This is a genomic window from Nonomuraea sp. NPDC049309, from assembly GCF_043196965.1.
GTDB classification, from domain to species: Bacteria; Actinomycetota; Actinomycetes; order Streptosporangiales; family Streptosporangiaceae; genus Nonomuraea; species Nonomuraea fastidiosa.
Genome location: NZ_JBICSH010000001.1, coordinates 949,811 through 972,606 on the forward strand (window position 1 = coordinate 949,811; position 22,796 = coordinate 972,606).

24 protein-coding genes and 2 pseudogenes are annotated in these 22,796 nt (G+C 72.8%); 9 read left to right on the top strand and 17 right to left on the bottom strand.

Annotated elements, in window-relative coordinates; all coding sequences use genetic code 11:
- The first annotated feature begins 69 nt into the window (after window positions 1-69).
- Window positions 70-1,503 carry an amidohydrolase family protein gene (locus ACGFIM_RS04535; RefSeq protein WP_393194505.1) on the top strand — a complete coding sequence of 478 codons (1,434 nt, stop codon included), beginning with the start codon at window positions 70-72 and terminating at the stop codon, window positions 1,501-1,503.
- Window positions 1,504-1,506: 3 nt separating this feature from the next.
- Here the strand turns inward: ACGFIM_RS04535 and ACGFIM_RS04540 are convergent, their stop codons facing one another.
- The 6 genes and pseudogenes from ACGFIM_RS04540 to ACGFIM_RS04565 form a co-directional block, all read right to left on the bottom strand.
- Window positions 1,507-2,304, bottom strand: coding sequence for an SAM-dependent methyltransferase (locus ACGFIM_RS04540; RefSeq protein WP_393194508.1), 798 nt, complete (start codon window positions 2,302-2,304; stop codon window positions 1,507-1,509).
- Window positions 2,301-2,522, bottom strand: a complete 222-nt coding sequence (locus ACGFIM_RS04545) for a hypothetical protein (RefSeq protein WP_393199757.1) — start codon at window positions 2,520-2,522, stop codon at window positions 2,301-2,303. The genes ACGFIM_RS04540 and ACGFIM_RS04545 overlap by 4 nt, the downstream gene beginning before the upstream one ends.
- Window positions 2,522-2,659, bottom strand: a pseudogene (locus ACGFIM_RS04550) (hypothetical protein); the annotation flags it as partial. The pseudogene ACGFIM_RS04550 and the gene ACGFIM_RS04545, both read right to left, overlap by 1 nt.
- Before the next feature lie 332 nt (window positions 2,660-2,991).
- Entirely contained in the window at window positions 2,992-3,375 is a 384-nt protein-coding gene (locus ACGFIM_RS04555) for a tautomerase family protein (RefSeq protein ID WP_393194511.1), read from the bottom strand.
- 24 nt (window positions 3,376-3,399) lie between these two features.
- Complete coding sequence (locus tag ACGFIM_RS04560) at window positions 3,400-3,954, bottom strand: TetR/AcrR family transcriptional regulator (RefSeq protein ID WP_393194514.1); 555 nt, start codon at window positions 3,952-3,954, stop codon at window positions 3,400-3,402.
- Window positions 3,955-4,133: 179 nt separating this feature from the next.
- Window positions 4,134-5,540 (bottom strand): hypothetical protein, encoded by a 1,407-nt coding sequence (locus ACGFIM_RS04565; RefSeq protein ID WP_393194517.1) that lies wholly within the window; start codon window positions 5,538-5,540, stop codon window positions 4,134-4,136.
- 277 nt (window positions 5,541-5,817) lie between these two features.
- Here ACGFIM_RS04565 and ACGFIM_RS04570 point away from each other — a divergent pair, with 277 nt between their 5' ends.
- Together ACGFIM_RS04570 and ACGFIM_RS04575 are read left to right on the top strand one after the other, a co-directional pair.
- Window positions 5,818-6,276 carry a MarR family winged helix-turn-helix transcriptional regulator gene (locus tag ACGFIM_RS04570; RefSeq protein ID WP_393194520.1) on the top strand — a complete coding sequence of 153 codons (459 nt, stop codon included), beginning with the start codon at window positions 5,818-5,820 and terminating at the stop codon, window positions 6,274-6,276.
- The gene (locus ACGFIM_RS04575; protein ID WP_393194523.1) at window positions 6,273-6,446 is read left to right on the top strand and encodes a hypothetical protein; all 174 of its coding nucleotides are present in this window, start codon (window positions 6,273-6,275) and stop codon (window positions 6,444-6,446) included. The genes ACGFIM_RS04570 and ACGFIM_RS04575 overlap by 4 nt, the downstream gene beginning before the upstream one ends.
- Before the next feature lie 54 nt (window positions 6,447-6,500).
- On the opposite strand, the gene ACGFIM_RS04580 is transcribed toward ACGFIM_RS04575, so the two are convergent.
- On the bottom strand, window positions 6,501-6,740 hold the full coding sequence (locus ACGFIM_RS04580; RefSeq protein WP_393194526.1) for a DUF3040 domain-containing protein: 240 nt from the start codon (window positions 6,738-6,740) through the stop codon (window positions 6,501-6,503).
- Window positions 6,737-8,299 carry a cytochrome c oxidase subunit I gene (gene ctaD, locus ACGFIM_RS04585; protein WP_393199627.1) on the bottom strand — a complete coding sequence of 521 codons (1,563 nt, stop codon included), beginning with the start codon at window positions 8,297-8,299 and terminating at the stop codon, window positions 6,737-6,739. The genes ACGFIM_RS04580 and ctaD overlap by 4 nt, the downstream gene beginning before the upstream one ends.
- A gap of 512 nt (window positions 8,300-8,811) precedes the next feature.
- On the opposite strand from ctaD, the gene ACGFIM_RS04590 reads away from it, so the two are divergent.
- Together ACGFIM_RS04590 and ACGFIM_RS04595 are read left to right on the top strand one after the other, a co-directional pair.
- Window positions 8,812-9,735 (top strand): AEC family transporter, encoded by a 924-nt coding sequence (locus ACGFIM_RS04590; protein ID WP_393194529.1) that lies wholly within the window; start codon window positions 8,812-8,814, stop codon window positions 9,733-9,735.
- A gap of 105 nt (window positions 9,736-9,840) precedes the next feature.
- Window positions 9,841-11,502: a serine/threonine-protein kinase gene (locus tag ACGFIM_RS04595; RefSeq protein WP_393194532.1), complete on the top strand. Its 1,662-nt coding sequence runs from the start codon at window positions 9,841-9,843 to the stop codon at window positions 11,500-11,502.
- A 19-nt stretch (window positions 11,503-11,521) separates the two neighbouring features.
- Here ACGFIM_RS04595 and dhaL read toward each other — a convergent pair whose 3' ends face one another.
- The 3 genes from dhaL to ACGFIM_RS04610 form a co-directional block, all read right to left on the bottom strand.
- Window positions 11,522-12,130, bottom strand: coding sequence for a dihydroxyacetone kinase subunit DhaL (gene dhaL, locus ACGFIM_RS04600; RefSeq protein ID WP_393194535.1), 609 nt, complete (start codon window positions 12,128-12,130; stop codon window positions 11,522-11,524).
- Entirely contained in the window at window positions 12,127-13,140 is a 1,014-nt protein-coding gene (locus tag ACGFIM_RS04605) for a dihydroxyacetone kinase subunit DhaK (RefSeq protein ID WP_393194538.1), read from the bottom strand. The genes dhaL and ACGFIM_RS04605 overlap by 4 nt, the downstream gene beginning before the upstream one ends.
- A 237-nt stretch (window positions 13,141-13,377) precedes the next feature.
- Window positions 13,378-14,979, bottom strand: coding sequence for a hypothetical protein (locus tag ACGFIM_RS04610; protein WP_393194541.1), 1,602 nt, complete (start codon window positions 14,977-14,979; stop codon window positions 13,378-13,380).
- A 78-nt stretch (window positions 14,980-15,057) separates the two neighbouring features.
- Here ACGFIM_RS04610 and ACGFIM_RS04615 point away from each other — a divergent pair, with 78 nt between their 5' ends.
- Window positions 15,058-15,444, top strand: coding sequence for a YybH family protein (locus tag ACGFIM_RS04615; RefSeq protein WP_393194544.1), 387 nt, complete (start codon window positions 15,058-15,060; stop codon window positions 15,442-15,444).
- A gap of 225 nt (window positions 15,445-15,669) precedes the next feature.
- Here ACGFIM_RS04615 and ACGFIM_RS04620 read toward each other — a convergent pair whose 3' ends face one another.
- On the bottom strand, window positions 15,670-16,587 hold the full coding sequence (locus ACGFIM_RS04620; protein ID WP_393194547.1) for a zinc-binding dehydrogenase: 918 nt from the start codon (window positions 16,585-16,587) through the stop codon (window positions 15,670-15,672).
- A gap of 205 nt (window positions 16,588-16,792) precedes the next feature.
- Here ACGFIM_RS04620 and ACGFIM_RS04625 point away from each other — a divergent pair, with 205 nt between their 5' ends.
- The gene (locus ACGFIM_RS04625) at window positions 16,793-17,428 is read left to right on the top strand and encodes a TetR/AcrR family transcriptional regulator (protein ID WP_393194550.1); all 636 of its coding nucleotides are present in this window, start codon (window positions 16,793-16,795) and stop codon (window positions 17,426-17,428) included.
- Here the strand turns inward: ACGFIM_RS04625 and ACGFIM_RS04630 are convergent.
- Both ACGFIM_RS04630 and ACGFIM_RS04635 read right to left on the bottom strand, forming a co-directional pair.
- On the bottom strand, window positions 17,418-18,533 hold the full coding sequence (locus tag ACGFIM_RS04630) for a S1 family peptidase (protein ID WP_393194553.1): 1,116 nt from the start codon (window positions 18,531-18,533) through the stop codon (window positions 17,418-17,420). The genes ACGFIM_RS04625 and ACGFIM_RS04630 overlap by 11 nt on opposite strands.
- A gap of 165 nt (window positions 18,534-18,698) precedes the next feature.
- Window positions 18,699-18,938 (bottom strand): hypothetical protein, encoded by a 240-nt coding sequence (locus ACGFIM_RS04635; RefSeq protein ID WP_393194556.1) that lies wholly within the window; start codon window positions 18,936-18,938, stop codon window positions 18,699-18,701.
- 59 nt (window positions 18,939-18,997) lie between these two features.
- Between ACGFIM_RS04635 and ACGFIM_RS04640 the strand changes: the two genes are divergently transcribed.
- The gene (locus tag ACGFIM_RS04640; RefSeq protein WP_393194559.1) at window positions 18,998-20,053 is read left to right on the top strand and encodes an aldo/keto reductase; all 1,056 of its coding nucleotides are present in this window, start codon (window positions 18,998-19,000) and stop codon (window positions 20,051-20,053) included.
- Window positions 20,054-20,056: 3 nt separating this feature from the next.
- Here the strand turns inward: ACGFIM_RS04640 and ACGFIM_RS04645 are convergent, their stop codons facing one another.
- Complete coding sequence (locus tag ACGFIM_RS04645) at window positions 20,057-21,592, bottom strand: AMP-binding protein (protein ID WP_393194562.1); 1,536 nt, start codon at window positions 21,590-21,592, stop codon at window positions 20,057-20,059.
- Between the two features lie 86 nt (window positions 21,593-21,678).
- Window positions 21,679-21,807, bottom strand: coding sequence for a hypothetical protein (locus ACGFIM_RS04650; RefSeq protein WP_393194565.1), 129 nt, complete (start codon window positions 21,805-21,807; stop codon window positions 21,679-21,681).
- A 27-nt stretch (window positions 21,808-21,834) separates the two neighbouring features.
- Here ACGFIM_RS04650 and ACGFIM_RS04655 point away from each other — a divergent pair, with 27 nt between their 5' ends.
- Window positions 21,835-21,999 (top strand): hypothetical protein, encoded by a 165-nt coding sequence (locus ACGFIM_RS04655; RefSeq protein ID WP_393194569.1) that lies wholly within the window; start codon window positions 21,835-21,837, stop codon window positions 21,997-21,999.
- 7 nt (window positions 22,000-22,006) lie between these two features.
- Here ACGFIM_RS04655 and ACGFIM_RS04660 read toward each other — a convergent pair.
- Window positions 22,007-22,566 (bottom strand): annotated as a pseudogene (locus ACGFIM_RS04660) (TetR family transcriptional regulator).
- Window positions 22,567-22,796 lie beyond the last annotated feature (230 nt).

Sequence of the window (22,796 nt, forward strand, 5' to 3'; positions counted from 1 at the left end):
TGTGCGGACATGTGTTCGCGCAGGCGGCCTGCCGTGCTTCCGCCTTCCGTGCCGTGAGGAGTTCCGACGATGAGAGAGTTCGAGGCCGGGCGGCCGCTGGTGCTGCGCAACGGCACCGTGCTGCCGATGGACGGCAGTCGGGTGCTGACCGAGACGGACGTGCTGGTCACCGGCGACACGATCGCCGCCGTCGGCCCCCGGCTCGAGGTGCCCGAGGGCACGGCCGAGATCGACGCATCGGGCGGCATCGTCATGCCCGGCATGATCGACACCCACCGGCACATGTGGCAGACCGCGATGCGCGGCTACGGCGCCGACTGGACGCTCACCCAGTACTTCGTCTGGTACTACCTGGAGTACGGCAAGCTGTTCCGCCCCGAGGACGTGCACGCGGGCAACACCCTGGCCGCCATCGAGGCGCTGGACGCCGGCGTCACCACCGTCGTCGACTGGTCACACGGCCTGCGCACGCCCGACCACGCCGACGCCGCCGTGGACGCGCTGCAGGCGGTGCCCGGCCGGTACGTGCTCGCGTACGGCAACATCCAGGCACCGCCCGCCGAGTGGACCACCGCGCCCGAGTTCCGCGACTTCGTGCGCCGCCGCATCACCGGCGACGACATGCTCGGCTTCCAGATCGCTTTCGACGTGACGGGCGACCCGTCGTTCCCCGAGAAGCCGGCCTTCGAGGTGGCCCGCGACCTCGGCGTGAACGTCACCACGCACGCCGGCGTGTGGGGCGCCACCAGCGACGAGGGCATCCGGCTCATGTACGAGCACGGCTTCATGACCCCCGGCACCGTCTACGTCCACGCCGCCTCGCTGTCGGCCGACTCCTACCACCGCATCGCGGCCACCGGCGGCTCCATCTCGGTCTCCACCGAAAGCGAGCAGAGCGCCGGCCAGGGCTACCCGCCCACCTGGGCGATCCGCAGGCACGGCATCCCGGTCTCGCTGTCGATGGACACCAGCGTGTGGTGGAGCGGCGACCTGTTCTCCGCCATGCGCGCCACGCTCGGCGCCGACCGGTCACGCGAGCACCTGGAGGCCCACGCCAAGGGCGAGACCGTCACGCACGCCGCGCTCCGCGCCGACCAGGTGGTGCACTGGGCCACCCGCGGCGGCGCCGACGCCATCGGCCGCGACGATCTCGGCACCGTCGAGCCGGGCAAGAAGGCCGACATCGTGCTCATCAAGAACGATCACTCGCCGGTGTCGTTCCCGCTGCTCAACCCGTTCGGGCACGTGGTGTTCCAGGCGCAGCGCGGCGACGTGCACACAGTGCTGGTCAACGGGCGGGTGGTCAAGCACGAGCACCGCCTGGTCGGCATCGACCTCGCCGCCGCCCACGCCCAGGTGGACAGGACCGTCGAGTACCTGCGCGGCGAGCTGGGCGAGGAGGCCTGGGAGAAGGGCATGAACCCGGACATCCCTACGACGAAGGTGCTCGACAACCCGTACACGTACACCGACTACCGCAGCGACGTCACCCACCGCCAGTAGCCGTCAGCGGGCGGGCAGCACCCCGACGCCGGCCAGCGCCTCCAGCGACCGCTCCGGGTAGGGGTCGTCCGTGCGCGGCCGCCACTCGCTCAACGGCACCAGGCCCGGCTCGATCAGCTCGAAGCCCTCGAACAGGCCGGCGATCTCCTCGCGGGTGCGCGCCCGCAGCGGGTTCGTGGTCTGCCGGTACACGGCCTGCCCGCCCTCCACCTCCTCCTGCGACACGTGGTCCACGCAGGCGTGGGATAACGCCAGGCAGGAGCCGGGGGCGAGCGCCTGCCGGATCCGCGCCTGATGGTCGTAGACGTCGTCCTCGGGCAGGAAGTGCCACACCGCGATGGTCAGCACCCCGATCGGCCGGTCCAGGTCGAGCAGCCCGGTCACCTCGGGGTTCGCGAAGATCTCGGCCGGCTTGCGCAGGTCGCCCTCCACGGTGACCACGCCCGGCTCGTCCCGCAGCGCGCGGCCCTTCGCCAGCACGATCGGGTCGTTGTCCACGTACGCGACCCGCGCGTCCGGCACCACCCTGCGCGCGATGTCGTGCACGTTCGGGTAGATGGGGATGCCGCAGCCGATGTCGATGAACTGGCGGATGCCCATCTCGGCCATCGCCCGGGTGGCGCGCAGCACGAACCCGCGCGTCGCGCGGGCGGAGTTGCGCGCGTTCGGCACGGCCAGCATGAACGTCTTGGCCGCCTCCCGGTCGACCGCGTAGTGGTCACAGCCGCCCAGGAGGTAGTCGTAGATGCGCGCCGAGGACGGCTTGGAGGCGTCGACTTCTAAGGGGGAACTCACCATCATGTCCCTTCTCGGAGGTGGTCGCGGATGGCGGCGAGCACGAGCGCGAATTCGGCCGGGGTGCGCGCCATGCCGGCGATCTGGTCGAGCAGCAACCCGTACCGCTCGTGCTCGCGCAGGTCGCCGGACTCCTCGCCGCCGAAGCGGTGGAACGCGATGACCTGCTGATCCGGCGGCCGCCGGGCGGGCGCCGCAGCACCGTCTCCTCGATGACCGCCCACAGGCGGGCCCGCCGGCTCTCCTGACGGCGGCGCAGGTTCTCGGCCTTCGCCCGCGTCACCTCGCCGGGCGGCGCCGGGAACCGCACGGCGCGCTGCACGGCCTGCTCGTACTCCGGCGTGCGCAGCGGATCCGGCACGAAGTGCGTCGCGTACGTGCGGATGAGCGTCGCGGCCTGCTCGTGATGCCACAACGCGGTCTCTTCCAGCGGGGCCTGCTGGTCCCACCAGCCCGGTTCCCGCCGCCCTATGGCGCCTGGCGGCCGCCGTGTTCGCGCCGTTCACGCGCCCCCTTCACGCGGGTCCGGCACACCGCCCGGCCGCCCGACCGAATTTTCAGTGATCACCAGACTCTATGTAGACATATCGCATTCCCCCATGTAAAGGGGGAACAGCCCTCCACTGCGAAGATCACAGAATTTTCAGCGAGCGGGAACCGCGCGAGCAGGCCGCGCGCCAGGGAGCGGAGCGTTCAGCGGACGTAGTGGGCGACGCCGTCCCCGAAGGACCAGTCGATCGAGGCGTTCTCGGTCACCGAGATGAAGACGTCGCGCGGCTCGGTGCCCGCGTATTCGCGGGCGAGCTCGGCGATGCGCCGGTACATGGCCTTCTTCTGCTCGGGCGTACGGCCCGCGCGGAAGGTGATCGCGATGAACACGACGTCGTCGGTGCGGCGCAGGCCGGGGAACGTGCCGTACCGCATCATGCTGCGAGCGCCGTCGTGCGAGGTCAGCACCTGGAACAGGTCGTCGTGCGGGATGCCGATGGTCTCGATCATGGCGTCGTGGACGGCGCGGCCCAGCGCGTCAAGCCGCTCGGGGGCGGCGCGGATCGCGTCGATGCGGACGAACGGCACGATCGTCTCCCTTCCTGATGCGGGCTATCGGGTGAGCATGCTGAGCGCGCCTTCGACGGCGGTGGCCAACACCTCGGCGTCGCCCGCGGCGCGGGCCAGCACGTACCCGCCCTGGAGCGTCGCGACGAGCGCGGTGGCCGTGGCCCTGGGGTCCAGCGCGGGGTCCAGCTCGCCCGCGGCGCGGCCCTCTTCGAGCAGCTCGGCGATGCGTCCGGTGAGCCAGGCGAACGTCTCCTCGACCGGCCGCCGCAGCCCGGGGTCGGCCATCACGTCGGGGTCCTGGGTGAGCCGGCCGACGGGACAGCCCTTGAGCGCGTCGCGCTCGCGGCGCAGGTAGGCGGCGACGCGTTCGACCGCGCCGCCCGGCCCGGTGAACGCGGCCTCGGCCCGCCGCCGCAGCTCCGCGGCGCTGCGGTCGATGGCGGCCAGGGCGAGGTCGGGCTTGCCGCTGAAGTGGTGGTACATGCTGCCCTGCCCGGCTCCGGACCGCTGCTGGATCGCCTTGGGGCTGGTGCCGACGTAGCCGCGCTCCCACAGCAGCTCGCGGGTGCTCTCGATGAGCCGTTCCCTGGTGTCCATGCTGGACATACTAGTAGGTACACGCGATCGGCACCGAGCCCGAACGGCTCGTGCCGCCTCCGTCGCGGGCCTGGTACGACGTGCGCAACGCCGAACCGCACGAGGCGGCCGGGATCCTGTGCGCGGAGGCCACCTGGGAGGAGGACCTCCACGGCGGTCAGGACGGCCGCCGGGGCGGGTCAGCGGGGGGCGTGGGTGCGGAGCAGGTCGGAGACCGTCGGCGCCTGCATCATGTAGGGGTCGAGCGCCTCGGCCCGGCGGCGCGGGATGCCGCCGGCGAGGGCGGCCTCGGTGAGCGCCGCCTTGACCCACTGGACGTCCACGGGGTGCCCGTCCTGCTGCCTGATGAGCGGCTCTCCGGGGGTCCTGGACGACGACAGCGTGCGCAGCAGGGGCCTGGCCACCGGCGGGACCGGGAAGGCCACGAGGTCGCCGCGGCCGTCGGGGACGGTGACGATGGCGGGTTCGCCGGCGGTCACCGCCCGCAGGTCCTGCAGGGTGATCCCGGCCAGCGAGGAGACCGGCGCGCCGGTGGCGTCGAGCAGCGCGACCGCGGCGGCCTCGGCCGGCTTGCCCTCGGCGGCCAGCCGGGCGACGCCCTTGCGCAGCAGCCGCCGGTCGCCGGGGGTCAGCGCGGGGATGGGGCCCGGCCGCACGGCGCCCCTCTGCCAGGCGAACGTGTAGAACGCCGACAGCATCGCCCGCTTCCTGGACACGGTGGCCGGCGACAGCGGCCTGCCCGGGGTGCGCACGCCGACGGTCAGCGTGCCGCTGAGCGCGCCGTTGCAGTAGGCGTCGAGGTGGGCGCCGGTGGCCGCGAGCGGGTCGAGTGCGGGCTCGGCGTCCTGGAGCCAGCGCAGGAACGCGGCCAGCACCTGCAGCCTGGCCTGCCGGGTCGCCTTGGACGGCTTCTCGGTCAGCCAGGCCACGACCGTGCGGCGGGTCGGCGCGGCCAGCCCGTCCACGAAGTCGACGTCGGCACCGGCCACCTCGCCGCCGTCACCGGGCCTGCGGCGCGGCCGGAGCCCGGGGATCCGGCCGACGCTGCCCGCCCGCGGCTCGGCCGCCCCGGCGTCGGCGCCGCCCTGCTCGGTCTCCCGCGGCTCGGACGTACGAGGGTCATCCCGGCCGCTCATCCGGGCCCCGGACGCCCCGGAGCCGTCCGGACCGGTCGCCCGCGCCCCGGACCTCCGAGGGGCGCCGTCTCCAGGCGTGCCCGTCATCCTCGGGGCGCCGCCGTCCTGCCCGCCTGCCGGGCGGAGAGCACGGTCCTCAGGCTCCGCGGCGGCGCCGGAGGGACCGGGACGGTGGGCGTTCGCCCTGGCGGCCAGGCGGCTGGGCAACCGGGAGGGGCCGGGCGACGCGTCCGGCGGGTGGGCGGCGCGTTCGTCGCCGGGCGACGAGCCCGGCAGGTGCGGCGCGGCAAGCTCACCGGACGAGGAACCGGAGCCGTGCGGCGCGGGGAGGTCGCCCGGCGAGGAGCCGGTCAGGGGGTCCGGCGCATGCAGGGGGTGGTGGTCGCCGGGCGTTAAGGACTGCGCGCCTCCGGAGACGGCGGGGACGGCGTCGTCGTGGGCTTTCGGCATGCTCAGCACTCGACCGCACCCGTCCTCTCCACGACAGCGGCATGGCCGAGCAGCCCCGGCCGTGCGAAGGACGTCACGGAGGAGTCGGTGGCCGTCGCGCGGGCATCGTGAGCGCCCGGGCGGCCTGAGCCAGGCAGTCCAATCATGATCTCGATCTTCTCACGGAGCGGCCCGCTCTCCCCCGCGTTCCGCCCCGTTCGTCACCCGGCATGTCGGGCGTTCCACACGACCGACCCCTCAAAGCTGAAATACATCGATTTTCGAGATAACTGCGCACGTGACATCCGGGCCATCCGGCGACGTGCCGGACCTCGACCGGCCGGCGACCACGATCGAGGACTTCAACACGTACGACATCCGCCTGCCCCCGGTCCGCCGCCTGAACTTCTCGGCCCTGTCGGTCCTGCACACCTTGTCCCGCAAAGGCGAGATGCGGCTCACCGACCTGACGGCGACCGAGCAGCTCAAGCAGCCCGCGTTGACCGGCCTCGTGGCGAAGCTGGAACGCGAGGGGCCGGTGTCACGCCGTCCCGACCCCCGAGACGGGCGGGCCGTCCTGCTGTCGCTCACCCCCGAGGGCCGGCGGATCGCCGGCTCCCGGCGCGCGGACCGGGTCGCGCGGCTGCGCCGCCTGGTGGAGTACCTGGACGGCGACGACCGGGCGGCGCTCGCCGACGTGATGCGGGTGCTCGGCCGGCTGACGGAGATCGCGGCGCGACTGGAGGATCGATCATGACAACGCCGCTGGAGCCGGTGCCGCTGCACGCGCCCGACGAGGTGCTCGACGACCTGCGCCGCAGGCCGGCCATGACCGGATGGACGCCCGACCCTGGCAACGACGACGGCCGTTACAGGGTGCGGCGGGACTGGACCGGCGCTTCGCCGTGCACCTGGCCGCGCACATGATGGCGCCGTCCAGCCTCGCGCACGGCCTGGCCGACCTGCCCGAGGTCTCCCTCGTCACCGGCAGGACAGGACGAGGAGGGTGGCCAGGGCGGAGATGAGCAGCACCATGCCCAGCACGGCCACCACCTCCCAGTTGCCGACCTGCGAGGCGAAGCGCTGCGGGTTGTCCTCGCCGACCCTGGCGTTGAAGGCGCTCAGCCGGCTGGCCAGGCGCGCTTCGGTGTGGCGCAGCTCCAGCTCGATCTCCGCCAGGATGAGCTGTTCGTGGGGCGACAGGCCGTCCACGGTGCTCACTCCTTCTCCGCTGCGGCTTCGACGGCGGGCGGAGCCGAGTGCGGGTAGTGCAGGTCGAAGGCGGGCCGCTCCGAGCGGATGCGCGGCAGGCTGGTGAAGTTGTGGCGCGGCGGCGGGCAGCTCGTCGCCCATTCCAGCGAGTTGCCGAAGCCCCACGGGTCGTCCACGGTGACGCGGGGCGCGTGCCGGACGGTCCACCAGAGGTTGTAGAGGAACGGCAGCGTGGACAGTCCCAGGATCGCCGCGCCGATGGACGAGACCAGGTGCAGGTCGGTGAAGTGGTCGGCGGCGCTGTAGTCGGCGTACCTGCGCGGCATGCCGGCCACGCCCAGCCAGTGCTGCACCAGGAACGTGGTGTGGAAGCCGATGAACAGCAGCCAGAAGTGCACCTTGCCGAGCCGCTCGTTCAGCATCCTGCCGGTCATCTTGGGCCACCAGAAGTAGAAGCCCGAGAACATCGCGAACACCACCGTGCCGAAGACCACGTAATGGAAGTGGGCGACGACGAAGTACGTGTCGGTGATGTGGAAGTCGAGCGGCGGCGAGGCGAGGATCATCCCGGTCAGCCCGCCCAGCAGGAACGTGACGAGGAAGCCGACCGCGAACAGCATGGGCGTGTCGAAGCTGAGATGGCCCCGCCACATGGTGCCGGTCCAGTTGAAGAACTTCACGCCGGTCGGGATGGCGATGAGGAACGTCGTGAAGGCGAAGAACGGGAGCAGGACCTGCCCGGTGCCGAACATGTGGTGCGCCCACACCGTCATCGACAGCCCCGAGATGGCGATGGTCGCCCCGACCAGGCCGATGTAGCCGAAGATCGGCTTGCGGCTGAAGACCGGGATGACCTCGGTGATGATGCCGAAGAACGGCAGCGCGATGATGTACACCTCGGGATGGCCGAAGAACCAGAACAGGTGCTGCCAGAGCATGGCCCCCGCGTTGGTGGGGTCGTAGATGTGGGTGCCGAGCTTGCGATCGGCCTCCAGCGCGAGCAGCGCGGCGGCCAGCACCGGGAACGCCATCAGCACGAGCATGCTGGTGAGCAGCGTGTTCCAGGTGAAGATCGGCATGCGGAACATCGTCATGCCCGGGGCCCGCAGGCACACGATCGTGGTGAAGAAGTTGACCGAGCCGAGGATGGTGCCGAGACCCGACATCGCCAGGCCCATGATCCACAGGTCGCCGCCGAGGCTGGGGCTGAACGTGGACTGCGAGAGCGGGGTGTAGGCGAACCACCCGAAGTCGGCGGCGCCGCCGGCGCTGAGGAATCCGCTGACGGCTATGAGGCCGCCGAACAGGAAGAGCCAGAAGCTGACCGCGTTGAGCCGGGGGAAGGCGACGTCGGGGGAGCCGATCTGGAGCGGCATGATCACGTTCGCGAACCCGGCGAACAGCGGGGTCGCGAAGAACAGCATCATGATCGTGCCGTGCATGGTGAACAGCTGGTTGTACGCCTCGGGGCTGACCAGGTCCAGGCCGGGCTGTGCCAGCTCGCCCCGGATGACCAGGGCCATGACCCCGGCCAGCAGGAAGAACAGGAACGAGGCGATCAGGTACATGTAGCCGATGATCTTGTGGTCCGTGCTCGTGAGCCAGGCCACGATGAGCCGCCCCTTGCCTTTGGCCTCGACCGGCGACAGGGCGGACGTCAACGGTTCGTCAGTACGCGGTTCCTCAATGGTCACCGAAGCCCCCCTTTTTGCCCCCACATGCCTGCGCTGCCCTGTTTTCGCAGGTCAGCGCCGTACGACGGGCTTACCCTCTCCGCCCGGACCTATGCTCAGCCCGCCCCTCGCCCCACCTTCGCCCCGCCCGCACCACGAGCCCACAGCCGAAAGGCCGGCCCGCGGAAAGCTCCCGAATCGGCCACCGCCCCGCACTCACCACCAGCCCGCACCCGAAAAGCCGCCCTCGGACAACCTCCCGAATCGACCACCACCAGCAGGCCGCAGCCAGAAAACCGACCCCCGACTCGACCAGCACCCCACCACCCCACCCGCACCCACCAGCCCACAGCCGGAAAACCGACCTCCGATAGCCTCCTGAATCGACCACTTTGGGAGGTATCGGGGTGTCGGGGGTTGTCGCGGCGTTCGCCGCTCTGGTGTCGGTCGCCGTGCTCGGCTACGTCATCGGAGCGACCGGCCTGCTGCGGGCGAGCGACGAGCTGACACTGTCGCGGCTGGCGTTCTTCGTGGCGACCCCGGCGCTGATGTTCGCCACCGTCTCCAAGGCCGACCTTGCGGCGCTGCTGTCGCCGGTGCTGCTCACCCAGGTCATCGCGGTGGCGTTCACACAGCTGGTGTTCGTGCTGGTGGCCAGGCCGGCGTTCCGGCGCGACACCCGGCAGGCGACGATCGGCGCTCTCGCCTCCTCGTACGTCAACGCCGGGAACCTGGGCGTGCCGATCTCCCTGTACGTGCTGGGCGACGCCGCCCTGATAGCCCCCGTCCTGCTGTTCCAGCTCCTGGTGCTGACCCCGGTGTCGTTCCTGATCCTGGACAAGGGCGCCCGGTCACCGCGCGCCGCCCTGCTGCTGCCGTTCAGGAACCCGCTCACGGTGGCCTCGCTGCTCGGCCTGGCGCTCGCGGTCAGCGGCGTCTCGCTGCCGGTCGCGGTCATGCGCCCGATCGACCTGCTCGGCGGCGCGGCCGTGCCGGTGGCGCTGTTGGCCTACGGCCTCAGCCTGTACGGCTCCCGCCGTCAGGCGCCCGCCCCCGAGGAGAACGGGGTGGGCAGGGACATCGCGCTGGCCGTGGCGCTCAAGGCCGTCGCCCAGCCGGCGGTGGCGTACCTCACGGCCCGTTTCGCCCTTCACCTGGACGGCCTGCACCTGCTCGCCGCCACCCTCTTCGCCGCCCTGCCCACGGCCCAGAACATCTACGTGTACGCCGTCACGTACGACACCGCCCGGCGGCTGGCGCGCGGCACGATCCTGGTGACGACCGGCCTGTCCATCCCGATCATGACCGCGATCGGCGCCGTCCTGGGCTGACCTGCACCGCACCTGCACGAGTTGTGTCGACCCGCTCGCACCGCGTAGGGACATCTGCGATCATCTGAGGTTGATCACGACAACCCCCACGCGGAAGCGGCGCCCATGACCAACCCCCTTCGCGACGGCGATCCCCGGAAGATCGGGCCCTATGAGCTGCACGCGCGGCTGGGGCAGGGCGGCATGGGGCAGGTGTTCCTGGGCCGGTCGCCGGGCGGGCGGCTGGTCGCGGTCAAGGTCGTACGCCCCGATCTCGCCGAGGACGCGGACTTCCGGCGGCGCTTCGCCGACGAGGTGGCCGCCGCCCGCAAGGTCGGCGGCGCCTTCACCGCCCCGGTCATCGACGCCGACACCGAGGCCGGCCTGCCGTGGCTGGCCACCGCGTACGTCCCCGGCCCCTCGCTGCACCAGGCCGTCGCCGACCGCGGGCCGCTCCCCCTGGAGTCCGTGGCCGTGCTCGGGGCCGCTCTGGCCGAGGGGCTGGCCGCCGTGCACGCGAGCGGCATCGTGCACCGCGACCTCAAACCCGCCAACGTCCTCCTGGCCGAGGACGGACCCCGGCTGATCGACTTCGGCATCGCCCGAGCCCTCGACGCCACCTCCACCACCCACACCTCCACCGTCCTCGGCACGGCGGCGTTCATGTCCCCCGAACAGGCCCGCGCAGAGAAGGCCGGCCCGGCGGCGGACGTGTTCTCGCTCGGCTGCGTGCTGGGCTTCGCCGCGACCGGCCAGAGCCCGTTCGGCACCGGCCCCGTCCACGCGGTCGTCTACCGCGTCGTCCACGAGGAGCCCGACCTGTCCGGCGTGCCGGAGCCGCTGGCCGCCCTGATCACCGCCTGCCTCGCCAAAGACCCCGCCGCCCGCCCCGCCCTGGAGTCCTTACGCGACGACCTGGCAGCGCTCTCACCCCGGCGAACGGAACCGTCCGCAGGCCGGCTCCCCGCCGACCTCACCCAGGTCATCGCCCAGAACGCGACCCGCATCCTCCCCGCCGGCACCACCCCCGAGAAATCCCCTGCCCCCACCCGCCGGCTCCCGCCCGACACCGCCCGCAGGCCACCCGCCAAAGGTGCCACGCGTCCACCCACCCCTGCTCGGCGCCGAGCCGAAGCCGCCGAACGGCCCCCGGAGGTCTTCGACCTCAGCACTCCGGAAGGACGGCTGAGAAGCAGTGTGTTGAGGCCGATCTGGGGGCTGGGCTGCGCGTCGATCGTCCTCATCGTCATGTTCTTGGGCGCTGCCGCGGAACTCGATAGCGCGTCTGACGCGTGGGCCGCCGCCTGGCAGGAAACGATGGAAGGCGGCGGCCGGTTCTGGGCACTGGCCCTGTTCGCCTTCGGGTTCTTCGGCAGCGGGCGCGACGGGTATGACGTGCTGGTCCTGGACAAGGAAGGGCTGACCGTCATCGACAAGCGGTGGCTGCGCTGGAGCGACCGCTCCCTCTTCCTCGCCTGGAAGCGTCTGGAGTCGGTACGGCTGGTGCCTGATACCAACGACCGTGGAGACGCACAGGCCTACAGGGTGTTCGTCCACTTCAAAAAGGACTGGAGGCCGGAACCGTCCTGGCTGAAAGAGCACGGTCTCGAGGCGAAGGAATTCGGCTATGACGTGGTCAAGCTATCGCTGGCCAAGGACACCGCGAAGCAGGCCCGCGAGCCGGCCCGGCTGCGCACGGCTCTGGAGCGGTTCGCCGGTGACCTCTACTCGAAGCGCCGCAAGAGAAGAGAGCGCCGGCCCGGCCCAACCGATGACCGCCCCGCCTGACCTGATCGTGCCGGCTCCTTCAGAACAAGCCCGCCGGGAAGCCCGGATCCTCGGTGACCGCCAGGGCCTCGAGCAGCAACGCCACCCCCATCGCCCCCGGGTCGGGCAGGCCACGGGCCCGCTCCCCCACGTAACTGGCCCGTCCGCGGCGAGCCCGCAGGTCGGCAGTCGCACGGGCCCCTTCTGCGGCGGCACGGGCGGCGGCGGCGAAACCAGTGCCGCGTTCCAGCTCCGCCACCGCCGGGGCCAGCGCGTCCACGAGCGTGCGGTCCCCCACCTCGGCCTCGCCGACCCGCTGGATGGCGGCCAGCCCGGCGGCGGCGCCGCGCGCCCACCCGCCCTCGGGGTCGTCGCGGAGGGCGCGGGCGATCTCCGTGAACAGCAGCCCGAACAGCGGCCCGCTGGTGCCGCCCACCTCGTCGAGGAAGACCCGGCCCGCCACGTCGAACCCGTGCTCCTCCCCCGCCTGCCCGGCATCCAGTTCGGCGAGGACGCGATGCAGCCCTGAGCGCAGGTTGTCGCCGAAGTCGCCGTCGCCGCTGGCCTGGTCGAGCCGGGTGAGTTCGTCGTACGCGGCCTCTACGGCCTCGGCGTAGCGGCGCAGCACGGGCGCTGCGGTCACGCTCATCGTCCCTCCTCCTCGCTCAGATCGGGGAACGCGGGCGTGCGCGCCGGTGCCCGCCACCACTCGCGCCACCCGTCGTGCAGCCGGGTCAACGTCAGCGAGAACCCGGCCATGTCGAGCGCCGGCACGTACGTCCCCACCAGCGACTCCGCCACGCTCAGCGCGCGCCCCTCCAGCGCGCCGGCGGCCAGGTCGAAGATCCCGTACAGCTCCATCTGGGTGGTCGCGCCCAGCCCGTTGACCAGGACCAGCAGCTCGCCGGGTCCGGGCGGCAGGCCAGCCAGCAGCTCGTCGATCATGCGGTCGACGAGGTCGGGCAGCGGAGGCCGGTCGATGGTGGTGGCGGCGCGCTCGCCGTGGATGCCGACGCCGTACTCCAGCTCGCCGGCCTGCAGGGAGAACGCGGGCTCGCCGGTGTGGGAGGAGGTCTGGGCGCGGGAGGCGACGGCGAGGCTGCGGGACGCGGCGGCGACCGCGTTGCCGATCTCGGTCAGCTCGTCGAGGCCGCGCCCTTCGTCGGCGGCGGCCCCGAGGAGTTTCTCCACGACGACGGTGGCGGCGGTGCCGCGCCTGCCGGTCGCGCTGCCGGTGTCGTCGGTGGCCAGGTCGTCGTCCACGAGCACGCGGCCGACCCGTACCCCCTCGTGGCGCAGCCGCTCGGCGGCGATGCCGAAGTTGATGCGGTCGCCGGTGTAGTTCTTGACGATGTGCACGACGCCCTGCGGCCCGGCGGCGGCGCGGCCGGCATGCAGGACCTGCCGGTTGTGCGGGGAGGCGAACACCTGGCCGGGCGCGACCGCGTCCAGCATCCCTCTGCCGACGAACCCGGCGTGCATGGGCTCATGTCCCGACCCGCCGCCCGAGACCAGGCCGACGGCGCGGCGCGGGTCGCGTTCGCGGGCACGCAGGTGAACGGGGTCCTCGTGCAGCTCGACGAGGTGGGCATGCGCGCGGGCGAACCCGCGCAGTGCGGGCCCGACAGGATCATCCGCTGCGAAGAACGGCGCACTCATGCCCTTGCTCCTTCCCCGTACAAGCGGCTTCTGGCCTGGTGAACGTCCCCTTCAGACCGGATGCGCGGCCGCCATCCCGAGCCCCGCTCCACCACCCACCTTTGGAACCTTTGGAAACGCCACCCCGAGCCACGCTCCGCCGCTCGGCCGAGCGGCTGTTTCGGTGGCGACGGCTCACGGGGCGGCGGAGCCGGGCGCGCGCAAGGCGCCACCCGCCCGCTCACGGAACTCCGCTGGTCACCTCAGCCGGCGCCGGAGACCAGGGCGGATGCGACGGACCGTGTGGTGTCCACCGGATGGTCCTGCCGCATGACGGAGTGGCGGGCGTTCGCCAGAAAGCCCGGCCGTCTCCCGGTGAACGGCCGCGTGTCCCCTCGGGTCCGCCGGCGACGTCAAACGGATTGCGAGGCGTGCGGCGCGCTCCCGCAGGGCGGGCGTGTCCTGGGCGAGGACCGGGGTCAGCGCTCCCAGCACGACATCGGCGCGGGTCGCGTCGCGCAGCACCGCCTCGCCCGCCCACTCCAGCGCCGCACGCAGCAGTTTCTTCTCCGGCCGGGACGTCAGCGCCGTTAACGCCCGCCCGAACAGCCCCTCGTCCAGCCGCCCCGCCTCCTCCAGACGCCAGAGCTGCGACAGCGCCATGTCGGCGACCGCGACCGGGGCGGCGGGCAGCAGGCGTACGTAGTCGGGGGCGTGCGCGGCCGACTCGTCGATGGTGAGGTCGAGACGATCGTGCAGGCCGACGAGCTGGGCCGATGTCAGGCCGCCGGGACGCAGGGCGGCGATCTCCTCGTCGGGCGGCCGTCGCTCGAACGTGCCGGAGTGACGAGTGGAGCGGGTCAGACGATCGAGGAGGACGTCGATGACGCCCGCTCGATCGAGCAGCCCGTCCTCGACGAGACGCGCCACCGTACTGACCAGTGGCCACAGCTCCGTGTGCGGGAGACCGTCGAGGTCGAGGAGGCGCGGCGCGTACGCCACGAACAACGGGTCCCCCGCCAGGGCGCCGGACCACGATGATCGTCGTGCTCGCAGTGACCGCAGCCAGCCCACGATGAACGCTCTGTCCTCGGGCGGCGCGATGCCCGTCTCGCGCACCAAGGCGGCCGCCACGTCCCAGTGCCGCAGCTCCGGCAGGCTCAGCCGGGACACGAGGTGGCGCGCCACCTCGGCCCGCCACTCCCACGGCCTCCCCCGCAGCGCCCGAAGGACGCGTCGGCCATCCACGCGCTCACCCTCCGCGCGCCATCCCTCCAAGCCACCGCCCTCCGCGCGTCCTTCTCCCGCGCCACCGCCCTTCACACGCTCACCCTCCGCAGTACCGCCCTCCTCGCGCTCGCTCTCCGCGCTGCGGCCCCTCGAGCGAGTCCCCGCCGTGCTGCTGAGGTACGCGATGCCGCCCTCCGTACGCTCGGTCTCCGCTGGCTGGGCCGTCTCCCGGTGGCCCGCGCTTTCTCGCCCCGCTCCCCCGCCGTCGCGGCGCTCAGCGCTTCTCCCGGTGATGTCGTCGCGCCCGCGCGGCCGCGTCCCTCCCCGCGTGATGTCGGCAAGGGCGCTGTGCTCCCGGAACTCCGGGCGGAAGAGCCAGGCCGCGACCTCCGGCGGGTCGCTCAGGCAGCCGGCCCCGGCCAGCAGCAACGGCCCGGTCTGCCGTCCTAGGTCGGGCGTACGGGCGACGTAGCCGGGCAGTTCGGCCGCGATCGCGGCGCGTGCGGACGGGCCCAGCGTGCTGACGTATCGCTCGGTGCCGGGCACGTCGCCCGCCCGGGCGAGCGCGAGCAGCTTCGTCCACGCCTCCGCGACCTCCGGCCGCCGCGCCGGCATCACCGCATCCACCATGGCCAGGACCATAGCGAGCGCCCACGACAATTCCGGTTCTCGAACGTGATCACGAAATCGTGATATGATCATTTTGTCATGAAGACTCATGACACCTCTGGCCCTGCCGAGGCCGCAGCCCGCTTCGTCGAAGCCATGAATTCCGGCGGCTCCTTCGATCACGTCTACGAAGACGGCGCCGTACTCGTACCGGTGCCCGGCAACGCCGTCACCGGACCCGCTCTCGCCGCCGCCAACCGGCACCTGCAGAGTTTCGGGGTGCCGATGGAGGCGGTCCCGCGTCAGGTGTACGTCGCCGGGGACATCGCCCTGCTCATCGTCGACTGGTCGATGCGCGGCACCGCCCGCGACGGCACCCCGATCGACATGAGCGGCACCGCGACCGACGTCCTCAAGCGCGGCGCGGACGGCCAGTGGCGGTACGTCATCGACAACCCGCACGGCACCGCCAGGTTCCCGAGCTGACGTCACCGCTGCCGGAAGGCCCGCGCCCGCAAGCCCACGCCGGGCGGCCTCCTGCACCGCCGACGCAGCTCGGTGCGAGTTGCGGGGCGACGTCCACGACTCGCGCACCAGCTCGATCGCCGAGGAGGCGGCGCGGGCCAAGCCGGCACGGGCGAAGCCGACGAGGCCGGACACCAGGCGGTTGCGCAGACGGCCGAGCAGCAGGCCGAGGAGTGGAGGGGGCGGTCAGGTCGTCGCGGGGGTCACGTCCAGGACGGCCTTGCCGGCGACCCGGCGCTCCAGCAGGTCACGGGCGGCGGTCGCCACGTCCTCCCAGGGGCCGCGGCGGCTCACCTCCGCCTTCAGCCGCCCGGTGGCGAGGAAGCGCAGGAGCGTGGCCAGATCGGGGCCGACCTCGCGGACGTCGCCGAACGTGCTCATCGTCTTCGCAGGTCCGATCGAGAACAGCGAGTACGGCTCGAAGACGGCGGGTTCGTCCGATGCCCAGCCGATGTTCTGAATGTTCCCGCCGGGCGCCAGGAGCTTCCAGGCGGCGGCGAGCTGGGGGCCGCCGACGGTGTCGAGGATGAGGTCCACCGGCTGATCGATGCCGTCCAGCCCGATCACGACCTCGTCGGCGCCCAGCTCGGCCAGGCCCTCGGCGCGGGCGGGCGAGCCGACCGAGGCGATGACGTGGGCGCCGCCCAGGGCGGCGAGCTGGACCGCGTACCGGCCGACTCCTCCGGCCGCGCCGGTGATCAGCACGCGGTGGCCGAGTATCGGGCGTGCGCGGAGGGTGCGCAGCGCGGTGATGCCGGCGACCGGCAGGGCGGCGGCGTCGGCGGGATCGACGCCGCCGGGGATCTCGGCGACGGCGGGGGTGTCCGCGGCCATCCGCTCGGCCCACGCGCCTTCCCCGAAGGCCACGACGGGGGTGCCGGCGGCGGGTCCCGTCCCGTCGGCGGCGGCCCGTACGACGATGCCGGCGGCGTCGTGGCCGTGCACGGTGCCGGGTGGGCGGCCGGCGGCGAACGCGACCTCGCCCCGGTTGAGCGAGATGTGCCGGACGTCGATGAGGAGCTGGTTGGGGGCGGGTTCGGGTTCGGGGGCGGTGCCGAGGCGGATGGCGGATGGGGCGGCGGGGTCGATGAGGAGTGCGCGCATGGGTCGAGGCTCCCTGAGGTGATGCGCGGAAACGTTCACGCGGCTATTCGGACCATCGGTCCGGTTTATCGAACGGTAGCATATACGGACCAGCGGTCCGCATCGCGCGGACCTGGTGCTCGCCCCGGCGGGCGCCACTTCCGGCCGGCGGGCGCTCGAACCGGCGGGCGGACGGCAGCGGGACGCCATGCGCAGAGGGGGACCCATGACCCGTACGGAACGTGCCGACGCCGCTCGCAACCGCCGCGCCGTGCTCGACGCGACCGAGCGGCTGCTCGCCGAGGGCGGCGGCGACCACGTGTCGATCGATCGGGTCGCGGCGCTGGCCGGGGTGGGCAAGGGGACGGTGTTCCGGCGGTTCGGCAGCCGCGCGGGGCTGCTGCAGGCGCTGCTGGAGGAGCGTTCACGCGCGCTGAAGGAGGCCATCATGACGGGGCCGCCGCCGCTCGGACCGGGGGCGCCGGCCAGGGAGCGGCTGACGGCGTTCCTGGACGGGCTGGGCGCGATCGCCGAGGGCAACGCGGTGCTGCTGTCGGCGCACGAGCAGGCGTGCGCCGAGGACAAGTACGCCGACCCGAGCTACCGCTTCTGGCACCGGCACCTCAGCGAGCTGCTGGCCGAGGCCCGCCCGGGGCTGGACGCCGGGTTCGCGGCCCACGCGGTGCTCGCGGTGTTCGACGGCGGCCTGATCCGCCATGTGACGCCGCCCGGCGATCCGCGCTTCTTCACGCGTTCCGTGCAGCGGATGGTGGCCGCGCTCCTCGGCGACCTGACCGGTGCCGGCCCCGAACCGGGAAGCGCGGCCGGGAAAGCCCCGAGCCAGGACGGCGTCAGGACGTGATGAGCGTCAGGCCCAGGCCGGACAGCGCCTCGGTGACCGGATGGAAGAACGTGGTGCCGCCATACGTGCAGTCGCCCGAGCCGCCCACGGTGATGCCCTGGGCCTGGTCGCCCGCGACGAACGGCGCTCCCGACATGCCGGGCTCGGAGCAGACGTTCGTGCGCGCCAGGCCGGTGACCACGCCTTCGGGGAAGTTCACGGTGACGTTGCGCTGCTGGATGATGCCGCAGTGCCAGCCGAGGCCGGGGGCGGCGCGGCAGACGGACGCCCCGACGGGGGCCTGGGCGGCGCCGTGGATGGGCTGCTCGGTGCCGCCGGCGGCGACCGCGCCGCGCGGGGTCCAGCCGGGGTAGAGGGAGACCCAGGCGTAGTCCCAGCCGGTGGATGAGGAGTACGCGAAGACGCCGATCGGGGTGCCGCCGAGGGTGGTGGCGATGTCGCCGGGCTCGCCGCAGTGGCCGGCGGTGAGGAAACCGTCGGTGGTGCCCTGCCGCGCGGTGAAGCCGACGACGCAGCGTCCCTTGCCCTCGACGACGAAGCCATCGCCGCCGCGGATGTCGGCGTAGGGGACGGGCCTGGCGGACGAGGGCTCGACGCGTACGGCGGATGCCTCCACCCCTGCGGCCTCGACGAAGGCGGCGGCTTCGGCGGGGTCGGCGGCCAGGATCACGATGTCGTTGGCGGCCACGTCCACGTACCAGGCGTGCACGCCGGCTCCCGCGCTGCGGGCGGCGGCGTCCAGGCGGGCCTTGGCGGCGTCGAGCGCGGCCAGCGGGCGGGCGGCGACTTCGGCGCGGGCGCCGGTCTTCTCGACGGCCGGGACGCGGGCGGCGTCCGTGGTGGCGGCGACGAGCGTCCCGTCCTCGGCCAGCCAGGCGCCGGCGAAGGCGTCGCCGAGCTCGCGCCGTAATTCCGTCTCCGCGGCGGCGGCGCGCTTCTCGGCGGCGAGCCGGGCGGCGACCTGCCCGGAGGTAAGCCCGAGGTCCCGCTGCATCGCCGCCGTGGCAGCGGCGTCGGGGCCGGGCGCGAAGGCCGCGACCGAAGGGCCGGCGGTCAGGGCGAGGACGAGGGTGAACGCCGTGGCGGCAAGGCGGTACACGTTCATGCGGGTGGGGCCTCCTGGCAGCAACCGTAGATCGTCGAGCCCGCCGTCCGCCCCATATCACTTTGCACCTATCACGCCGTTATGGATGCCGTGCAGAACCAGGCCGATCCCGCTCAGGAGCTGCTCACAGCCGTCGTGCTCACGCGCCCCTTCCTGCGATGGCCCTCATGAACGGGTGCTCGCCGGGGTCGAGGTCATGGTGAACCAGTCGCGTTCCGGCACGCCGAGCGCCTGGATCGGGCGGCCGAAACCCCTGAAGGCCCGCAGCGTCACCGGCCCCCAGGGGTCGCGGGTGATCTGGGCGGCGAGCCAGGGATGCCGGGCGACCGCGTCGAACAGCCCGAGCGCACGTTCGGCCGGGACCTGCCCGCGCCCTCCTGAACCCGGAACTTCTAAACGGGACAACTATCCCGTTAGCGTGTTACCGTACTTAACGGTAAATCCGTTCCGTTTAGGAGGTCATGGTGGAGTACAGGCGACTGGGCGGGCTCGAAGTGCCCGTGCTGAGCTTCGGCGCCGGAACGTTCGGCGGCAGGGGCGAGCTGTTCGGCAACTGGGGCAACACCGACGTGGCCGAGGCCAGGCGGCTGGTGGACGTGGCGCTTGACGCGGGGATGACCATGTTCGACACGGCGGACGTCTACTCCGACGGCGCCTCGGAAGAGGTGCTCGGCCAGGCCGTCAAGGGCCGGCGCGACAAGGTGCTCATCTCCACCAAGGCCGGCCTGCCCATGCACGACGGGCCGAACGGCGCGGGCACCTCGCGCTCCCGGCTGATCAAGGCCGTGGACGACGCGCTGCGCCGTCTCGGCACCGACTACATCGACCTGTTCCAGCTGCACGCCTTCGACGCCGCCACCCCCGTCGAGGAGGTGCTGGACACGCTCGGCGACCTGGTCACGGCGGGCAAGCTCCGGTACGTCGGCGCGTCCAACTTCTCCGGCTGGCAGCTGATGAAGTCGCTGGCGCACGCCGACCGGCACGGCCGTCCCCGGTACGTGGCGCACCAGGTCTACTACTCGCTCGTCGGCCGCGACTACGAGTGGGAGCTGATGCCGCTCGCGCTGGACCAGGGCGTCGGCGCGCTGGTGTGGAGCCCGCTCGGCTGGGGCCGGCTGACCGGCAAGATCAGGCGGGGCAGCCCGATCCCGGAGGGCAGCAGGCTGCACAAGACCGCCGTGTACGGCCCGGCAGTGGACGACGAGCTGCTCTACCGGGTCGTGGACGTGCTGGACGAGCTCGCCGCCGAGACCGGCAAGAGCGTGCCGCAGATCGCGCTCAACTGGCTGCTGACCCGGCCCACCGTGTCCTCGGTGATCGTGGGCGCGCGCAACGAGGAGCAGCTGCGCGAGAACCTCGGGGCCGTCGGCTGGCGGCTCACCCCCGAGCAGGTGAGCAGGCTGGACAAGGCGAGCGAGGTCACCGCGCCGTACCCATACTACCCGTACCGGAACCAGGAGGGGTTCGCGCGCCTCAACCCGCCGATCGAGCGGCTCATCGCGGCGGGGCTCGCCGGTTGAGGCTCACCCGTCCACGAGCCGCGCCCGGTCGACCTTGCCCGTCTGGTTGCGCGGCACCTCCGGCACGAACACCACGTCGCGGGGAGCCTTGAACCCGGCCAGCTCCTCCTTGACGGCCCGGCGCAGCTCGCCGGCCGACAGCTCGGCCCCGTCCTCGGGGACGACGTACGCGGCCAGCCGCTGCCCGAACTCCTCGTCGGGCACGCCGAGCACGGCGACGTCGGCCACGCCCGGCATGGAGGCGAGGAAGTCCTCCACCTCCTGCGGGAACACGTTCTCGCCGCCGGAGACGATCATGTCGTCGTCGCGGCCGTCGATGAACAGCCGCCCGTGCTCGTCGCGGTGGCCGAGGTCCCCGGTGGGCAGCGGCCCGCCGGGACCGAACGTCAGCCCGCCCGCCACGACCACCCGGCCCACCTGCCCGGGCGGCAGCTCCCGACCCGAGGCGTCCTCGATGCGGACGGTGGCGCCGCGTGGCGGGCGGCCCACCGTGCCGGGCGCCTCGCGCAGGTCGGCGGGGGTGGCCAGGGCGGCCCAGCCTGCCTCGGTGGAGCCGTACAGGTCGTGGAGCACGTTCCCGTAGGTGTCCATGAAACGGGTGGCGAGGTCGGCGGGCAGCGCGGAGCCGCCGGAGACGACGACGCGCAGGCGGGGCAGCGGCCTGGGCGGCAGCTCCAGCAGCCGCCGCAGCATGACCGGCACCGCGATCAGCGCGCCCGCCCCGGTGCGGCCGAGGTCCTCGAGCACGGCGGCGGCGTCGAAGTGGCGGCGCAGCACGACGGGGCAGCCGAGGACGAGCGCGGCGCCGTACCAGAGCAGGCCGAGGCCGTGGAACAGCGGCGGCGCGATCAGCATCGGCTCGCCGCCGCGCAGCGGCACGGTGGCCAGCATCGACACGAACGGCTCGGCCAGCGCCGCCATCGACAGCCGGCGCGGCGCCCCCTTCGGAGTGCCGGTGGTGCCCGAGGTGAGCAGCACCAGCCGGCCCGGCCGCTTCGGGTACGGCGGCGTGTCCTCCGGCGCGGAACCCGCGAGGTCGTCGAGGTCGCTCACGCGCGGCCCGGCGAACTCGACCTCCCGCAGGCCGGGCGCGGCGACGAGCACGTGCACGCCCTCGCGCCGCAGCACCTCGCGCAGGCGCGGCCCGGCCAGGCCGGTGTTGAGCAGCAGCAGGTCGGCGCCGAGCCGCGACACCGCCCCCGCGGCGGCGGGAAAGCCCCGGTCGTTCGGCCACATGACGGCGACCGTCGTGCCCGGCCCGGCGCCGTACCGGTGGTGCAGCCCGGCCGCCAGCGCGGCGGCGCGGGCGTCCAGCTCGGCGAAGGTGATCTCGCCCTCCTCGTCGATGACGGCGGGGCGGTCCGGCCAGCGCGCCGCCGCGACGGCCAGACCGGTCGCGGGGGTGAGGTGGAAGTGCCGGTACGCCTCCACGACGCGGGCGAGCGCGGCCGGGTGCACCGGGCCGAGCAGGCCGTTGCGGGTGAGCGTGGTGACGGCCTCCACCCCGAAGCCGCCCAGGTCGATCAGCCGTCCGAGCACCGGCGTCCCCTCACCTTTCCGGTACGAGCCAGGAGGAGGTACGCGTACCCGCTGAAGCCCGGACGCAACCTCCGGTCAGCCGGGCGTCACTGCTGCCCCGGCCGGCGCGCGGGAACAGGAGCGGGCCCCGCCGTGCCGTCGGTGAAGCGGCCCGGCCTGAAAGGGGCGAGCAGCGCGGACTCCTCGCCGTGCAGCTCCCGGGCCACCTCCTCCATGAGCAGCGGCGCGAGCGTGACGCCGCTGTGCGTGGCCTCGGCGGCACGATCGCGGCGCTGCTGACCGGGGCGGGCGCGAAGGCGGGCGTCACGACGCCGTTCCTCACCTCCGCCGGCGACCGCGCGGCGCGCCTCTACCTTCGCATCGGCTATCGCAAGGCGGGCGAGATGCTGCACATCTCGCTGCGCTGAGGGCGGCTCAGGCGTTCGTGATGTAGCGCTGGATCACCGGCCCGATGTCGCGTACGAGGTCGTCCACCTCGGCCTCCGCCATCGGCGGCAGGCGCAGGATGTAGCGGGTCAGCGCCAGGCCGAGCAGCTGGGTGCCGACCAGCCCGGCCCGGTACGCCGCGTCGTCCGCCCCGTCACCCGGCCGATGAAGGCGGCGATCTGCGTCTCGAAGACCTCGCGCATGCGTTCGGCGGCCATCGGGTTGGTGCTGGCCGAGCGCAGCAGCAGGATCAGCACGTCGTCGGAGAGGTCGCCCTCCCAGCGGGCGAGGAAGTGGCGTACGAGCAGCTCGCCGAGCCGCTCGGCGGGCGGGTCGGCGACGGCGGCGAGCTTGAGATCGACGTCCACGGCCGCGCGGAACAGCCCGGCCTTGCTGCCGTAGTAGCGCATGACCATCGAGGGATCGACGCCGACCATGGAGGCCACCGCCCTGATCGTCATCGCCTCATAGCCGCGCTCGATGAGCAGCTTCCTGGCGGCGGCGAGTATCGAGCTCCTGGTCGCCGCCGACCTCTCCGTGAACGCCATGACAACAAGTGCAGGCCAACGCCTGTACGACCTGTTCGCCGCCGGGACCGGGCCGCTCACCGGCCTGATCTCAGCGCCGGCTCTCGTGGTGGCCGGTGACTCCGGCCCTCCCCACAGGAGGAGCGGCGGGCAGCGCTCGCGCGCTCACCGGCGACCGGAAGCCGTCCGCGGCACGGGCCGACGAAGGGCCTGCGCCGAAACGCCGGAAACGCTGGAAACGCTGGAAGGAG

What these genes read in the sequence shown, in the direction of transcription:
- ACGFIM_RS04535 (WP_393194505.1), top strand. Translation starts at nt 70, where the DNA reads ATGAGAGAGTTCGAGGCCGGGCGGCCGCTGGTGCTGCGCAACGGCACC.
- ACGFIM_RS04540 (WP_393194508.1), bottom strand. Translation starts at nt 2,304, where the DNA reads ATGATGGTGAGTTCCCCCTTAGAAGTCGACGCCTCCAAGCCGTCCTCG.
- ACGFIM_RS04560 (WP_393194514.1), bottom strand. Translation starts at nt 3,954, where the DNA reads ATGGACACCAGGGAACGGCTCATCGAGAGCACCCGCGAGCTGCTGTGG.
- ACGFIM_RS04565 (WP_393194517.1), bottom strand. Translation starts at nt 5,540, where the DNA reads ATGCCGAAAGCCCACGACGACGCCGTCCCCGCCGTCTCCGGAGGCGCG.
- ACGFIM_RS04575 (WP_393194523.1), top strand. Translation starts at nt 6,273, where the DNA reads ATGACAACGCCGCTGGAGCCGGTGCCGCTGCACGCGCCCGACGAGGTG.
- ctaD (WP_393199627.1), bottom strand. Translation starts at nt 8,299, where the DNA reads ATGTACCTGATCGCCTCGTTCCTGTTCTTCCTGCTGGCCGGGGTCATG.
- ACGFIM_RS04595 (WP_393194532.1), top strand. Translation starts at nt 9,841, where the DNA reads ATGACCAACCCCCTTCGCGACGGCGATCCCCGGAAGATCGGGCCCTAT.
- dhaL (WP_393194535.1), bottom strand. Translation starts at nt 12,130, where the DNA reads ATGAGCGTGACCGCAGCGCCCGTGCTGCGCCGCTACGCCGAGGCCGTA.
- ACGFIM_RS04605 (WP_393194538.1), bottom strand. Translation starts at nt 13,140, where the DNA reads ATGAGTGCGCCGTTCTTCGCAGCGGATGATCCTGTCGGGCCCGCACTG.
- ACGFIM_RS04610 (WP_393194541.1), bottom strand. Translation starts at nt 14,979, where the DNA reads ATGGTGGATGCGGTGATGCCGGCGCGGCGGCCGGAGGTCGCGGAGGCG.
- ACGFIM_RS04615 (WP_393194544.1), top strand. Translation starts at nt 15,058, where the DNA reads ATGAAGACTCATGACACCTCTGGCCCTGCCGAGGCCGCAGCCCGCTTC.
- ACGFIM_RS04620 (WP_393194547.1), bottom strand. Translation starts at nt 16,587, where the DNA reads ATGCGCGCACTCCTCATCGACCCCGCCGCCCCATCCGCCATCCGCCTC.
- ACGFIM_RS04625 (WP_393194550.1), top strand. Translation starts at nt 16,793, where the DNA reads ATGACCCGTACGGAACGTGCCGACGCCGCTCGCAACCGCCGCGCCGTG.
- ACGFIM_RS04630 (WP_393194553.1), bottom strand. Translation starts at nt 18,533, where the DNA reads ATGAACGTGTACCGCCTTGCCGCCACGGCGTTCACCCTCGTCCTCGCC.
- ACGFIM_RS04650 (WP_393194565.1), bottom strand. Translation starts at nt 21,807, where the DNA reads ATGGAGGAGGTGGCCCGGGAGCTGCACGGCGAGGAGTCCGCGCTGCTC.